General features: G+C 75.9%; 14 protein-coding genes. 8 read left to right on the top strand and 6 right to left on the bottom strand.

Features of this window, described 5'->3' with window-relative positions:
• Positions 1 to 3: 3 nt before the first annotated feature.
• From ABZ484_RS06150 to ABZ484_RS06170, 5 genes are read left to right on the top strand one after another with little or no spacing between them, the layout of a single operon-like run.
• A complete protein-coding gene (locus tag ABZ484_RS06150; protein WP_358864681.1) occupies positions 4 to 588 on the top strand; it encodes an SIS domain-containing protein in 585 nt (194 codons plus the stop codon).
• A 1-nt stretch (position 589) separates the two neighbouring features.
• Positions 590 to 1,999 (top strand): D-glycero-beta-D-manno-heptose 1-phosphate adenylyltransferase, encoded by a 1,410-nt coding sequence (rfaE2, locus tag ABZ484_RS06155; protein WP_358864682.1) that lies wholly within the window; start codon positions 590 to 592, stop codon positions 1,997 to 1,999.
• The gene (locus ABZ484_RS06160; protein ID WP_358864683.1) at positions 1,996 to 3,030 is read left to right on the top strand and encodes a glycosyltransferase family 9 protein; all 1,035 of its coding nucleotides are present in this window, start codon (positions 1,996 to 1,998) and stop codon (positions 3,028 to 3,030) included. Before rfaE2 ends, ABZ484_RS06160 begins: the two co-directional genes overlap by 4 nt.
• An 18-nt stretch (positions 3,031 to 3,048) precedes the next feature.
• Positions 3,049 to 3,924, top strand: coding sequence for a glycosyltransferase (locus ABZ484_RS06165; protein ID WP_358864684.1), 876 nt, complete (start codon positions 3,049 to 3,051; stop codon positions 3,922 to 3,924).
• A complete protein-coding gene (locus tag ABZ484_RS06170) occupies positions 3,921 to 4,817 on the top strand; it encodes a glycosyltransferase (protein ID WP_358864685.1) in 897 nt (298 codons plus the stop codon). The genes ABZ484_RS06165 and ABZ484_RS06170 overlap by 4 nt, the downstream gene beginning before the upstream one ends.
• 164 nt (positions 4,818 to 4,981) lie before the next feature.
• Here the strand turns inward: ABZ484_RS06170 and ABZ484_RS06175 are convergent, their stop codons facing one another.
• From ABZ484_RS06175 to ABZ484_RS06190, 4 genes are all read right to left on the bottom strand, one after another.
• Positions 4,982 to 5,200 (bottom strand): hypothetical protein, encoded by a 219-nt coding sequence (locus tag ABZ484_RS06175; protein ID WP_358864686.1) that lies wholly within the window; start codon positions 5,198 to 5,200, stop codon positions 4,982 to 4,984.
• Between the two features lie 96 nt (positions 5,201 to 5,296).
• Positions 5,297 to 5,617 (bottom strand): DUF3040 domain-containing protein, encoded by a 321-nt coding sequence (locus tag ABZ484_RS06180; RefSeq protein WP_358864687.1) that lies wholly within the window; start codon positions 5,615 to 5,617, stop codon positions 5,297 to 5,299.
• A gap of 64 nt (positions 5,618 to 5,681) precedes the next feature.
• Complete coding sequence (locus ABZ484_RS06185; RefSeq protein ID WP_358864688.1) at positions 5,682 to 6,602, bottom strand: polysaccharide pyruvyl transferase family protein; 921 nt, start codon at positions 6,600 to 6,602, stop codon at positions 5,682 to 5,684.
• Between the two features lie 91 nt (positions 6,603 to 6,693).
• The gene (locus tag ABZ484_RS06190; protein ID WP_358864689.1) at positions 6,694 to 7,428 is read right to left on the bottom strand and encodes an MgtC/SapB family protein; all 735 of its coding nucleotides are present in this window, start codon (positions 7,426 to 7,428) and stop codon (positions 6,694 to 6,696) included.
• 216 nt (positions 7,429 to 7,644) lie between these two features.
• Here ABZ484_RS06190 and ABZ484_RS06195 point away from each other — a divergent pair, with 216 nt between their 5' ends.
• From ABZ484_RS06195 to ABZ484_RS06205, 3 genes are all read left to right on the top strand, one after another.
• Positions 7,645 to 8,115 carry a TIGR03668 family PPOX class F420-dependent oxidoreductase gene (locus ABZ484_RS06195; RefSeq protein ID WP_358864690.1) on the top strand — a complete coding sequence of 157 codons (471 nt, stop codon included), beginning with the start codon at positions 7,645 to 7,647 and terminating at the stop codon, positions 8,113 to 8,115.
• Positions 8,116 to 8,257: 142 nt separating this feature from the next.
• Complete coding sequence (locus ABZ484_RS06200; protein ID WP_358864691.1) at positions 8,258 to 8,674, top strand: CBS domain-containing protein; 417 nt, start codon at positions 8,258 to 8,260, stop codon at positions 8,672 to 8,674.
• A gap of 171 nt (positions 8,675 to 8,845) precedes the next feature.
• Positions 8,846 to 10,027 (top strand): winged helix DNA-binding domain-containing protein, encoded by a 1,182-nt coding sequence (locus ABZ484_RS06205; RefSeq protein ID WP_358864692.1) that lies wholly within the window; start codon positions 8,846 to 8,848, stop codon positions 10,025 to 10,027.
• Between the two features lie 94 nt (positions 10,028 to 10,121).
• Here the strand turns inward: ABZ484_RS06205 and ABZ484_RS06210 are convergent, their stop codons facing one another.
• The gene (locus ABZ484_RS06210) at positions 10,122 to 10,949 is read right to left on the bottom strand and encodes a serine protease (RefSeq protein ID WP_358864693.1); all 828 of its coding nucleotides are present in this window, start codon (positions 10,947 to 10,949) and stop codon (positions 10,122 to 10,124) included.
• A gap of 241 nt (positions 10,950 to 11,190) precedes the next feature.
• Complete coding sequence (locus ABZ484_RS06215; protein WP_358864694.1) at positions 11,191 to 14,004, bottom strand: LuxR family transcriptional regulator; 2,814 nt, start codon at positions 14,002 to 14,004, stop codon at positions 11,191 to 11,193.
• Positions 14,005 to 14,216 lie beyond the last annotated feature (212 nt).

The following is a 14,216-nucleotide window of genomic DNA, read 5'->3' on the forward strand; positions in this document are numbered from 1 at the left end:
GTCATGAGCGTCGACACACCGGCCGTCGCCGGGCACTGCGACGAACTCCTCACCGCCCTCGGACGGTTCCGCGCATGCGCGCACATCACCCAGCGCTGGGGCGAACGGCTCGCCGCCGTCCTCGGCGGCGGGGGACGGCTGCTGGCCGCGGGCAACGGCGGCAGCGCCGCCCAGGCCCAGCACCTCACCGCCGAACTCGTCGGCCGCTACCGCGACGACCGCCCGCCGTTCTCCGCGATCGCCCTGCACGCCGACACCTCCAGCACCACCGCCATCGCCAACGACTACGGCGTGGACGAGGTGTTCGCCCGCCAGGTGCGCGCCCACGGCCGCCCCGGCGACGTCCTGATGCTGCTGTCCACCAGCGGCGCCAGCGCCAACCTGCTGTCCGCCGCCGACGCGGGCCGCGCCGCCGGCCTGCGTGTGTGGGCGCTGACCGGACCGGCGCCCAACCCGCTCAGCGCGGGCAGCGACGAGGCGCTCTGCGCGGCCGGGGCCTCCACGGCCACCGTGCAGGAACTCCACCTGGTGGCGGTGCACATGGTCTGCGCGGCGTTCGACGCGGCGCTGGCAGGGGGCGGGAGGTGACATGACGGGCAAGGCACCCCTGGTCGTGGTCGGCGACGCCCTGCTGGACCGCGACCTGACCGGACACGCCGACCGGCTGGCGCCCGACGCGCCCGTCCCGGTCGTCGCCGACTGCGCCGAACGGGTACGGCCGGGCGGCGCCGCCCTCGCCGCCTACCTGGCCGCCCGCGACGGCCGCGACGTCACCCTGATCACCGCCCTGGACGACGGCCCGGCCGGACGGGAACTGCGCCGGCTCCTCGACCCCTTTCTGACCGTCGTCCCGCTCCCGATGAGCGGCGAGGTGCCGCAGAAGACCCGCGTCCTGGCCCAGGGCCGCCCGGTCGTCCGCCTCGACCACGGCGCCGGCCGCGCCCGCGAGGCCACCGCCGAGGCCCGCGCCGCGCTCGCCGCGGCCTCCGCCGTCCTCGTCTCCGACTACGGCCGGGGCGCGGCGGACACCCTGCGGGCCGAGCTGCGCGGGCGCCCCCCGGAGGTCTGGGACCCGCACCCGCGCGGCGGGCCGCCGGTGGCGGGCGCCCGCCTGGTCACGCCGGCCCGCGCGGAGGCCCACGGCTTCGCGGCCGCCCTGACCGCGGACCAGAACGACGACGGCGGCGACGCGCCCCGCAGCGAGCTGCGCACCGTCGCCCACGAGGCCTGCGCGCTCGTACGGCACTGGCGGGTCGCCGCGGTCACGGTGACCCTCGGCGCACGCGGCGCCCTGCTGTCGTACGGCGAACACCCCCTGCTGGTGCCGGTGCCGGCCGCCCACCACGGCGACCCGTGCGGCGCCGGCGACCGCTTCGCCGCCACGGCGGCCGGACAGCTCGCGGACGGCGCGCTCGTCGGGGAGGCCGTCGAGGGTGCCGTCACCGCGGCGACCGCCTTCGTCGGCGCCGGCGGGGCGGCCGGCCTGCTCGGCCCCCCGCGCGCCGCAGGCACCGTGCCCTCGGCGGACGACGCGGACGACCCGGACGACCCGGCCGGCCTGGTCGCCAAGGTCCGGGCGACCGGCGGCACCGTCGTCGCCGCGGGCGGCTGCTTCGACCTGCTGCACGCCGGACACGTCGGCCTGCTCCAGGCCGCCCGGAGGATCGGCGACTGCCTGGTCGTCTGCGTCAACTCCGACACCTCCGTACGCCGCCGCAAGGGCGACGGCCGCCCGGTCAACCCGCTCGCCGACCGTGTCCGGGTGCTGCGCGCCCTGGCCTGCGTCGACGCCGTCGCCGTCTTCGACGAGGACACCCCCGAACGCCTCCTGGCCGAACTCCGACCCGACGTCTGGGTCAAGGGCGGCGACTACGCCGGCGCCGAACTCCCCGAAGCGGCCCTCCTGGACGCATGGGGCGGCCAGGCCGTCCTGCTCCCCTACCTCGACGGCCGCTCCTCGACGGCCCTGATGACCAGGGCGGCGGAGGGCGCGCGATGACCGCCCCCAGCGGCTCGGACGGGGCGGGCGGGCCGACCGGCGAGAGCCGGACCGCGGGCTCACCCGGGCCGGAGGCGGCCGGCGTCCGGCGGCTGCTGGTGCTTCGGGCGCTCGGGCTCGGGGATCTGCTGGCCGGGGTTCCGGCGTTGCGGGGGCTGCGGCGGGGGTTTCCCCGGCACGAGATCGTGCTGGCCGCGCCCGCCGAGTTCGGGCCGCTCGCGGCGGCGACGGGGGCCGTGGACCGGTTGCTTCCCGCCTCCGCGCCCGGACGGGCCGTACCGAGCGCCCTCGACTGGACCGGCCCGCCCCCTCAGGTCGCCGTCGACCTCCACGGCAACGGGCCGCCCAGCCACCGGCTCCTCGCGGACCTGGGCCCCGGGCGGCTGTTCGCCTTCGCGCATCCGGCAACACCCGGCGTCGAGGGGCCGCCCTGGTACGCCGACGAGCACGAGCGGGACCGCTGGTGCAGGCTGCTGCGCTGGTACGGCGTCCCCGCCGACCCCACCGACCTGCGGCTGCCGCCGCCCACCGCCCACTCCCCGGCCCCCGGCGCGGTCGTGCTGCACCCCGGCGCGGGATCACCGGCCCGCCGCTGGCCGGTACGCCGGTTCGCCGCCGTCGCCGAGGCCCTGCGCGCCCGCGGCCACCGGGTCGTCGTCACCGGGGGAGCAGACGAGGGCGACCTCGTCGCCACCCTCGCCAAGAGGGCCCGGCTCGCCGACACCGACGTGTTCGGCGGCGGCCTGCCCCTCGCGCGGTTCTCCGCGCTGGTCGCCCACGCCCGCGCCGTCGTCAGCGGCGACACCGGCATCGCGCACCTCGCCGTCGCCCACGCCACCCCGTCGCTCACCCTGTGCGGCCCGGTCCCGCCCAGCCGCTGGGGACCGCCCCCGGACGACCCCCGCCACCGCGCCCTGTGGCACGGCCCGGAGGGAGACCCGCACGGCCGCCGCCCCGACCCCGCACTGCTCAGGATCAGCACCGAAGAGGTCCTGGACGCCTTCGACGCGCTCCCCGAGCCGCCGAACTGACCGAGGTGGACCAGATCCATGGAACACGCACCCGTCGGCGTGGTCATCGCCACCCGCAACCGCTCCGCAGGCCTGGCCGTCACCCTCCGCCATCTGCTCGCCCTCCCCGAACGCCCCGAGATCGTCGTCGCGGACAACGCCTCCACCGACGACACCCGAGCCCTGCTCGCACGCGAGTTCCCGCAGGTGCGGGTCCTGCCGCTGCCGTTCAACCGGGGCGCCCTCGCCCGCACGCACGGCGTCCGCGCCCTGCACACCCCCTACGTGGCCTTCAGCGACGACGACTCCTGGTGGGCGCCCGGCGCCCTGGCGCGGGCCACCCGTCTCTTCGACGACCACCCCCGGCTCGGCCTGCTCGCCGCCCGCACCCTGGTCGGCCCCGAGCAGGAACCCGACCCGCTGAACAAGGTGCTCGCCGACTCCCCGCTCGGCGAGGCCACCGACCTGCCCGGCACCCAGGTCCTCGGCTTCCTCGCCTGCGCCTCGGTCGTCCGCCGCACCGCCTACCTCGACGCCGGCGGCTTCCACCCCCTGCTCTTCTTCGGCGCCGAGGAGACCCTGCTCGCCTACGACCTCGCCACGCGCGGCTGGGGCGTCACCCACTGCCCCGACGTGGTCGCCCACCACCATCCGGCATCCGGCCCGCGCCCCGACCGCCCCGCGGTCATGCGCCGCAACGAACTCCTCACCGCCTGGCTGCGCCGGCCCCTGCCGCACGCCCTCGCCCGCACCCGCGCCCTGGCCGCCGACGCCCGCCGCGACCCGCAGGCCCGCCGTGCCCTGCACGAGACGCTCACCCGACTGCCCGCCGCCCTCCGTGCCCGCCGCGCCCTGCCCCCGCACATCGAGCGCGCCGCCCATCTGCTCGACACGGACCGCGGAGGCCCCGGATGACCGATCCGCGCACCACCGTCGTGGTCATCACCCACAACCGGCGTCCCGAACTCCTGCGCACCCTCGACCACCTCGCCCGGCTCCCCGAGCAGCCCGAGGTGATCGTCACCGACAACGGCTCCACCGACGGCACCTCCGCCGCCGTGGCCCACCACCACCCGCGGGTACGGCTGCTGCGGCCCGGCCGCAACCTCGGCGCCGTCGGCCGCAACCTGGCCGTGCGCCAGGTCCGCACCCCGTATGTGGCCTTCTGCGACGACGACTCCTGGTGGGCGCCCGGCGCGCTGTCGGGCGCCGCCGACCTCCTGGACCGGTACGCCGCGCTCGGCTCCGTCACCGCCCGTATCCTCGTCGAACCCGACGGCACCGAGGACCCGATCGTCGAAGAGCTGCGCGACTCGCCCATCCCTGGGCCCGGTTGGCTGCCCGGCCCGGCACTCGGCTCGTTCCTCGCCGCGGCGACCGTGCTGCGCACCGACGCGTTCCGGCGCGCGGGCGGCTTCCACCCACGGCTGTGGCTCGGCGGCGAGGAGGAACTGCTGGCCGCTGACCTGGCCGCCGACGGCTGGTGGCTGACGTACGCCGAGCAGCTGACGATCCATCATCATCCCTCGGTGGTACGGGACTCCAGCCGCCGCCGACGGGACGGCATCCGCAACACCCTGTGGTTCACCTGGCTGCGCCGGCCGGCGGGGCCCGCGCTGCGCCGCACCCTGCACCTGGCCCGCACGGTGCCCCGCGACACGGCGTCCCTGCGCGCCTTCGCCGCGGCGCTGGCCGCGCTGCCCTGGGTGCTGCGCGAGCGGCGCGTGCTGCCGCCCGAGGTGGAGGGGCGGCTGCGGCTCCTGGAGGACAGTCAGCGCCGGTCGAAGGCCCGCCGCTACACGGGCTGACGTCGGACGGGGCGAGGACGAGGAGCGGGGTGAGGGCGGGGTGAGGAGGGGACGGTCCGCAGCGGGACGGGACGCCGTCCCGCTGTGGACCGAGGTGTGGACCGAGGTACGGACCGAGGTACGGACCGAAAGGCCGCTGTACGGGCCCTGTACGGGCCGAGGGCTCAGCCCGTCTTCCCGGACCGGCCGGTCCTCCCGGAGCGTTCGCTCTTCGGGCCCCGGCCGCGCTCCGTGCGCGGGCCGCTGCTGCGCAGCTTCGGGTCCTGCTGGAGTTCCTCGTTCGCGGCCTTGTCGGCGTCCTGGTCGGAGATACCCGACTGCTCCGCCTCCTTGCGCATCCTCGCGCGCTTGACGTCGTACTTCTTGCTTCCGGGCTCGGGCACGACGATCACCTCCTGCCCACGCGGGTCCCCCGGCCTCGGTGGGCAAACGGGGTGAACGGGGCGAACGGGCTGCGAGCGGGCCCAGGGCGGTCTCGCTCAGGATGTTCGCGATCGCCGGCACAGCAGCCGGAAGACGGCGTAGAGCGCCACCGGCCACACCACGGCGAACGCCCAGATCACCCCGGGGTCCGAGGTGACGATGCCCGCCGTCATCAGGGCGACGGAGACGGCCAGCAGGGCCACCACCGTCCACGGCCGGGGCGCGTACCGCGCCACCCGGGAGACCGCTCTGGCGAGGTCCGGGCCCCGGCGGCGCGAGGCGCGCAGCCGCCGGGCCAGCCGGCGGTCACGGCTCAGGGCGCGCTCTATCTCGTCCAGTATCCGCTGTTCGTGATCGGGGAGTCGGCTTGTCGACACTATTGCTCCTACAGGGACCGAGCTACCTGCCGCGTCCTGCTCCGAGTGCCCGCGCGCCCCCGTGTTAACCGGCGTGCGGCGGCCGCAGTGCCGCCGGCAGGCCCTCGGCGCCGTCCCGTCCGGCGTCCGCCGCGAACGCGTCGCACAGCCGCCGCGCCGCGGCCCGGCCCGACGTCAGACACCAGTCCCACCAGCGGTCCAGCTCGGCCGTGGCCAGCCGCTCCGCGGGCACCAGCGCGGGCCAGCCGCAGGCGCGTGCCTGAGCGGTCACCTTCGCGCCGCCCGCGACGGGGTCCACGGCCAGCGCGGGCGTACCGGCCCGCAGCGCGAGCACCATCCCGTGCAGCCGGTCGGTGACCACCAGGTCCAGGCGGGTCAGGACCGACTGGAGCTGGGCGGGGGTGGCGCACAGCCGCCAGTCATGGGTGTCGAGCCGGGTCTCCAGCTCCAGGCGCGCGCAGTCCCGGCCGTGCAGCCACGCGGTCACCTCCCGGGCGACCGCGTCGTGACGGCGGGCCGGTCCGTACTCGTGCTGCCCGTACGTGAGGACCACGCCGACCACCGGCCTCGCCGGCAGGGCGGGGGCGCCCGCCGCCAGGTCCAGGGCGGGTTCGGCGGCCGGGGTGTCGCGGGCGAGCACCCGGTGGAAGCCGGTGACCGCCGGGCTGCCGGGGTCGATCACCGAGACGCCCACCGCGACCCGCACACAGTGCGCGAACGTGAGGTGCAGCCGCTCGATCTGCGGTCCGTGCAGCGGCCCGCACACGAACACCAGCCGCCCGTACCGCTCGGGCCGTACGTCCTCCAGATGCAGGCCGCCCGGCCGGAACCCGGGGCTCCAGGCGACGTCGTACGCCGGCCCGGTCCGCCGCAGCACGTCCTCCACCCGGTGCAGCGCCAGCACGTCCCCGGCGGTCGCCTCCCCGTCCGGGAAGCTGAACCACCCCGTCAGCAGAGTCCGCGGCTCGTCCTGTCGCCGGTGCACAGTGCGCCCCGGGTGCCCTGCCGCGGCCGATGCCATGCACCGCGGGCACCGCGTACGCCCGCTCGGGCGGGGCCCGTCCCCTTCGTGTCGTCTACGTGTCGTCCTCCTCGCCCAGACCGAGCTGCACGTCGATGACCCCCTCGTCGTGGAAGAGTTCGGAGGCCAGCTGTCCGGCGTCGGCGGCGCCCTCCAGGCGCAGCAGCACCCGGGCGGCGGCGTCCGTACGGCCGGGCAGCCGGTCGGCCCTGACCTCCAGGATGCGAAAGCCCCGCTGGGTACAGGCCTCCATCAGCCGCGGCAGCAGCGCCCGTCCGGTCAGATACGTCAGCCGCACCTCGACCGTGCCGGGCACCCCGCCGCCGGTGAACCGCCCCGCGATGTGCGGATAGCCGCGTACGACGAGGAAGTGCAGCGCGGTCGTCGCCAGGGCGAGGATCGGCAGTCCGCCCCCGCAGGCCATGCCGACCGCGCAGGTCAGCCAGATGGTGGCGGCGGTGGTCAGCCCCCGCACCGCGCTGCGCCGTACGAAGATCAGGCCGCCGCCGATGAAGCCGATGCCGGAGACGATCTGGGCGGCCACCCGGGACGGGTCGAAGGACACGTTCGGCAGGCCGAGCACATTGGTGAAGCCGTGCTGCGACACCTCCATCATCAGCGCGCTGGCGACCCCGACGAGGGTGTGGGTGCGCAGGCCCGCGCTCTTCTGCTGTGCCTCCCTCTCCCAGCCGATCAGGCTCGACAGCAGCAGTGCGAGCCCGAGCTCGGCCAGTTGGCGCAGGCCCTGCCCGTTGGCCACGTCCCACAGCGGAACCGCAAGCCACGGCATGCCTCTCCCTTCGTCGGGTGTCCCGCCGGTCGTCGGGTGTCCCACGGCACCTGCCGCCCATTGTGTGGCCGACCGGCCCCAGGACGGGTACCCGGCGCGGCGGACGGACACGGTCACGGTTCGGTGACACCGGCACGGGTCACGGAGACCGGCACGGACACGGACACCGGCACCGTCACGGACACCGACATGGCAGCGAGGACGGGAGCGAGGCCCGTGCCACGGATGGATCCCGACCAGGCGCGGCGGCGGTTCGCGGCCGCCCGGGTGGCCCGGCTGGCCACGGTGGACGAGGCGGGGCGCCCCCACCTGGTGCCGGTGGTCTTCGCCACCGACGGCGCCGACGGCATCGTGACGGCCGTCGACCACAAGCCGAAGCGCACGACCCACCTCAAGCGGCTGCGCAACATCGAGGCCAACCCGGCCGTCTGCCTCCTCGCCGACGCCTTCGACGAGGACTGGGACCGCCTGTGGTGGGCCCGCGCCGACGGCGACGCCCGGATCGTGCCGCCCGACACGGCGGACGCCGGGACCCGGCAGCGGTACGAGGCCGCCCTCGCCGGGCTGCGCCGCAAGTACCCGCAGTACCGGCAGGACCCGCCGGACGGCCCGGTGATCGCGGTCGCCGTCCACCACTGGACCGGCTGGCTGGCCGGCCCCCCACCGGACCAGGACCCGGCGGGATGAGGCGCGCCGCCGGGGCGTCCGCGGGGAGATCCAGGGTGCCTTCTCCCGTGGGGCCTTGGCGCCGGCGGCCGGTTTGGGACCGCCCTTTCTGGCTACGCGGCGGGCAGCAGGCCGTCCGTGGACCCGTTGCGGGAGGTGCCCCATGACCCACCGAGTGCGCGATGTGATGTCCCCCGGCGCGGTGGCCGTCGAGCCGATGACCACGCTGGAGGACGCGGCCCGCGTGATGCGCGAGCAGAACGTGGGCGATGTCCTGGTCGCGTACGACTGCGACCTGTTCGGCGTCCTCACCGACCGCGACATCGTGATCCGGGCCGTGGCCTACGGCAGCGACCCGCACACCACCACCGCCGGGTCGGTCTGCACCAGGCCGCCCGTCGTCACCCTGTCGCCCGAGGACACCACCGACCGCGCGGCCGATCTGATGCGCCAGTACGCCGTGCGCCGGCTGCCCGTCGTCGAGCACGGCGGCTGCCCCGTCGGCATGGTGAGCCTCGGCGACCTCGCCGCCACCGAGGAACCCGAGTCGACCCTGGCGGACATCCGGAAGGCGGACTGACAGCAGATCGACGGCACGGCGGACCAGCGTTTCGACGCACGGCGGACCGACGGTTACGGCGCACGGCGACCGACGGTTACGGCGCACGGCGCAGGGCGGACCGACCGGAATTCCTGACTGACGCCCGGCAAGAGGACAGAACCGGTCCTCGATCAGCGTTACCGTGCCGGCATGACCAAGAGGGCGACGACCACCGCGACGAGCCGTACGAAGACCTCGCCGACGGCCCCCGTGCTGGGGGTACGCGCGCTCAACCGGGCCACCCTGGCCCGGCAACTGCTGCTGCGCCGCTCCCCGCTGGACGCCGGTGCCGCCGTGCGGCACCTCGTCGGCCTCCAGGCGCAGAACGTCAGACCGCCGTACTACGCCCTGGCCGCCCGCCTCGACGGCTTCGCACCCGAGGAGCTGTCCCGGCTGATGGCCGACCGTGAGGTCGCCCGCATCGTCACCCTGCGCTCGACCATCCACACCCACACCGCCGACGACTGCCTCTCCCTGCGTTCCCTCGTCCAGCCGGCCCGCGAGCGCGAACTCGCCCTGTTCCGGCGGGGGCTCGCGGGCGTCGACCTCGACCGGCTCGCCGCGCTCGCCCGCGACCTCGTCGAGGCCGAGCCGCGCACCATGAGGCAACTGCGTGAGGCGCTGTCGGCGACCTGGCCGGACGCCGACCCGCAGGCCCTCGGCATCGCCGCCCGCTGCCTGCTGCCGCTCGTCCAGGTCACCCCGCGCGGACTGTGGGGCCGCAGCGGCCAGGTGGCCCTGACCACCGCCGAACGCTGGTTCGGCCGGCCCGCCGGGGAGACGCCCACCGTCGACGAGGCCGTCCTGCGCCACCTCGGCGCGTTCGGCCCGGCCTCGGTGAAGGACATGCAGACCTGGGCGGGCCTGACCCGGCTGCGCGACGCCTTCGAACGCCTCCGCCCGAGGCTGGTCACCTTCCGCGACGAGAACGGCGCCGAGCTCTTCGACCTCCCCGACGCGCCCCGCCCCGATCCGGACACCCCGGCCCCGCCCCGCTTCCTGCCCGAGTACGACAACCTGCTCCTCTCCCACGCCGACCGCACCCGTGTCGTCCCGCCCCGGTACAAGGGCCGCGCCACGACGGGCAACCAGGCCCACCGCACCCTCCTCGTCGACGGCTTCCTGGCCGGGCTGTGGCAGCTGACGGACGACGCGCTGGTCGTCGAGGCGTTCGCGGATCTGACCGCGGCCCAGCGCCGGGACGTGACCGAGGAGGGGCAGCGGATGCTGTCCGTCATGCATCCGGGTGCGTCGTACGACATCCGGTTCGGCTCCGTCGCGGGGCGAGCGGCGGTCCCGGTCGCGACCGGGAAGTCCGCCGCCGGCCGCTGAACGCGGAACGCCGGTGTGGAGAGGGGGCGTTGCGGGCCGCTCGTGGTGGCTCGCAACGCCCCCTGGCATTCACCCGAGGGGTCCTCGGGGGCCTTCAGGAGCCGATCTGTGCCGTGACCAGCGTGGAGAAGGTGGTCAGCCGGGTGTACACACCCGGATAACCCGCCTTGGCACAGCCGTTGCCCCAGGAAGTGATCCCTGCCAGGACGCCCCCGACTAGCAGGGGACCGCCGCTGTCGCCCTGGCAGGTGTCTGTGCCGCCGGAGGAGTATCCGGCGCAAACCATGTCGCTCGCGACGAAGTCGGAGCCGTAGGCGCTCGAGCAGTCGGCGTCGGACACGACCGGCACGGTCGCGGTCCGCAGCTGGTCGGAGGCGGCGCCGCTTTCCGATGTGGTGCCCCAGCCGAGGACGCGGGCGGTGGTGCCGGCCGCGTACACGCCCGTGTCGGTGGGGGAGACGTACGCCGCCGTGGCGTACGGCATCTCCGTCGACAGTGTCAGGACGGCCACGTCGTCCCCGCTCGCGGCGTCCGTGAAGCCCGGGTCGATCCAGATGCCGCTGACCTCGCTCACCGTGCCGTCGGTGCCGTCGCGGTCGGTGCGCCCGCCGACCACCCGTACACCGGCGGCGGACTCGCCGGCCACGCAGTGCGCCGCGGTGACCACCTTCCTCGCCGCCACCAGGGTGCCGCCGCAGAACTGCCTGCCGGACGCGTCCGTGACCTGCATGACGAAGGGGTACGCGGTCGTCGTGGTGGGCGTGCCGCCGACGATCGGCTGGGGGACGTCGTGGGCGGGGCGGGCGGCCGCTTCGGCGCCGGGGGCGGTGAGCAGCACGGTCGCGGCGCCTGCGGCGCAGGCCGCGAGCGGGGCGGCGGTCCGTCTGCCGCGCGCCCGTCTGGCGCGGGTGGGGCCGAACATGCGTCTCCTCGTGGGGGCCGGCCGGTGGGGGTTCGCACGGGCGGGGTGGAGCACGGAAGTCCAAGGATCCGGTGCGCGGACTCCCGTGTGCCCGGGCGAGCGGCACGTCCCTCACGCTAGGGTCCGGCGCACCCGCCTCCAATGAGGGAACCCCCTAGGGGGAGTTGGGCAGGGAAAACCCTCGGTCGCCCCGGCCCGGGGCCCTCACTGGCTCCATGCGGTCAGTCAACCCGGGCCGCGCTCACTTCGCGCGCCGGCCCGCCGCCAATCGGACGATGTCGACCCGGGAACGGATCCCCAGTTTGCGGTAGACCCGGGTCAGGGTGGCCTCGACCGTCTTCACACTGACGAACAGCCGCCCGGCGATCTCGCGGTTGGTCGCGCCCTCCATGACGAGCGCGGCGACCTGACGCTCCATCGCCGCCAGACCGTCCAGCGCGGCCGGCCCGTCCGGTCCCGCCGGGGCGGCGTCCGGCTGCGCCGGACGGGTGGCGGCGGCCTCCACCCGGCGCAGCCACGGCAGCGCGCGGCAGCGCCGGAACAGCCGCGCCGCCTCCTCGTACGAGGTCGGGCCCGGCCGCCGGGTGCGCAGCCGGGCCAGCGCGAAGGCGGCCCGCGCCTCCTCCAGCCCGGTGCCCAGCTTCGCCAGCCGGTCCTGTGCGGACGTCAGCTGGACGACGGCGGCCTCGGTCTCGCCCCGGGCCGCGCGCACCAGCGCCTCGGACCGGTCGAGGACGGCCAGCACGCTCTCCCGGCCCAGCCGCTGCGCCTGCGTGCGGGCGGCGTCGACGACCTGCTGCGCCTCCTCCGGACGGCCGACCAGGACCAGCGCCTCGGCCAGGTCGCCGTGCCAGCGGCCGCGGGCGGGGTCGGTGACGCCGAGCCCCTGCTCCAGCTCCCGCACCCGGCTCAGCGACGCCACGGCGGCCTGGGCATCACCGGCCACGAACTGGGCGTGGCCGAGGGCGGCCAGGGCCCGCGAGAGGTACATCTGGTCGCCGTCCTCCTCGGCGTGCCGGACCGCCTCCTGGGCCAGTGCCAGGGCCCGCCCGGTGTCGCCGCCGGAGGCCTCGGCGAAGCAGGCCAGCATCGCGGTGGGGCCCTCGCCGATGCCGGTGTCCCGGGCCAGCCGCAGGCTCTCCCGGGCCAGGTCCAGGGCCCGGCCGCAGTGCCCGGCGCGCAGTTCGGTCTCGGCGAGCAGACGCAGGAAGTGCACCTCGCTCTCGACCATGCCGCGCCGCCGCACCTCGCGCAGCAGGGCGGTGATGGTCGCCCGCGCCTCGGTGAGCTGGTCGCTCATCAGCAGCCAGCGGAAGCGGGCGGAGCCGACGCCGTTGTGGTGGCAGGCGACGTAAGGGTCCTGAGGTTCCTTCAGGGCGCGTTTGATGGTGGCCGGGGCGTCCGGGTGCCCCATCAGGGTCTCGGTGGAGGCCTGGAAGGCCAGTGCCATCAGCTCGGTGCGCCGGTCCCGGCCGCGCGCGGCCAGTTCGGCGGCGTGCGCGGCCTCCTGGCGGGCCTCGGCGAAGTCGCCCTCAACGACCAGGGCACGCCAGGCCAGCTGGTAGCGGACCAGGGCGAGCAGCCCCGGGTCGTCGCCGGCGTCGGCCAGCGCCTGCGGGAAGGCGGCGTCCACGTCGCCGAGCGCCTGCCCGGCCGCCTCGATCACGACCATCCAGGCCCGCACCCGCTGCGCGGGCACGGTGGCCCGGGTCAGCACCTCGCGGGCGATGTCCCGGGCGAGGTCCACCTCGCCGGCCGTGATGGCGTCCTCGGCCGCCCTGAGCCGGCGCTCGTCCGGGCCCGGCGTGCCGTCGGCCGGGGTGTGCCGGGCGGCGAGCAGCCCCAGCGAGGCCGCCACCGACGGGGCGCCGCGGTCCCGGGCCAGCACGGCGGCCCCGGCGAGCCGTGCGGCCACGTCCGGGTCGGTGCCGGTGGTGGCCAGGGCCAGGTGGCGGGCGCGCTCGATGGGGTCGGAGGCGGCGGTGGACAGGGCGGCGTGCGCGGCGCGGCGCTCCTGCGCGGGCGCCTCCGCGTACAGCGCGGCCGAGATCAGCGGGTGCGCGAACCGTACGGCCGGACCCTCCGGCTCGGTGGCCAGCAGCCCGAGTTCGGCGGCCTGGGCGCACTCGGCCTCGGCGTTCTCCCGGCCGGCCGCGTGCAGCAGGGCCGGGGTGGGGCGGGCGCCGGCGCTGGCCACGAGGAGGGTGCGGCGGGCGTCGTCGGAGAGCATCTCCAGGCGGCTGAGCACCAGGGCGCGCAGCGAGGTGGGCACCGGCAGCGGTTCGCCCGGCCGGGGCGGAGTGGGGTTCTCGGCCAGGGCACGGCCCAGTTCCTGGGCGAACAGGGGGTTGCCCCCGCTGGTGCGGTGTATCTCACGGACCGTGGAACGCGGCAGGCCGGTGTAGCCGCGCTGGTCGAGCAGGGCGGAGATCTGGCCGCGCGAGAGCGGCCCGAGGCGCACCGAGAGGGTGTCCGGCGGGCAGGCACGCAGGTGGCGGTCGTACTCCTCGTCCTCGGTGCGCACCGCGCACAGCATCTGCACCGGGGTCTCGCCCAGCCGGCGGGCGGCGAAGCCCAGCAGCTCCGCGCTGGCCGAGTCCAGCCACTGGAGGTCGTCGGCGACGATCAGGACGGGGCCCTTCGCGGCGAGCGCGCGCAGCACGGACAGCACCGCCAGGCGCAGGGCGAGGCCGTCGCGCTGGAGGGTGGACTCGCCGCGGCCGGTGAGCGCCGACTCCAGCGCGGTGCGCTGCGCGGCGGGCAGGCCGGCGGCCACCTCGTCCAGGACCAGACCAAAGAGGTCGGCCAAGGCCAGGAAGGGCAGATGCGATTCGGACTCGGTGGCGGAGCAGCGCAACACGGTGCGGGCCGACGGGGCATATTCGGCGGCCAATGCCCGCAGCACGGTCGACTTTCCTATTCCGGCGGGCCCGTGCAGCAGCACACTGCCGCCGCGACCGAGCTGCTCGCGCGCCGCCGCGGACGGCTCCTCCTGGCCGATGACCAGGTCGGAGCGGCAGCCCGCAGGGCCCTTGAAGTCCCGTCGCACGGTCACCGCTCCCCTCGTGTCGTGTCCGGGCCAAATTCTAGGCAACGCGCCCTTGAATTTCGGACTCCCGGCATGGTGAGGGAAATAACAGCACTCCCGGCAGAACCGAATTCAAACCACACTTGATTGAATACACAACCCACAAGCGTGCCCCCTCGAAGGTACCGCGCCGACGGCACTCGGGGACGTCTCCCGCCGGCCGTCTCCCGTCGGCCGAT

The organism is Streptomyces sp. NPDC006393, assembly GCF_040628575.1.
Taxonomy (GTDB): Bacteria; Actinomycetota; Actinomycetes; order Streptomycetales; family Streptomycetaceae; genus Streptomyces.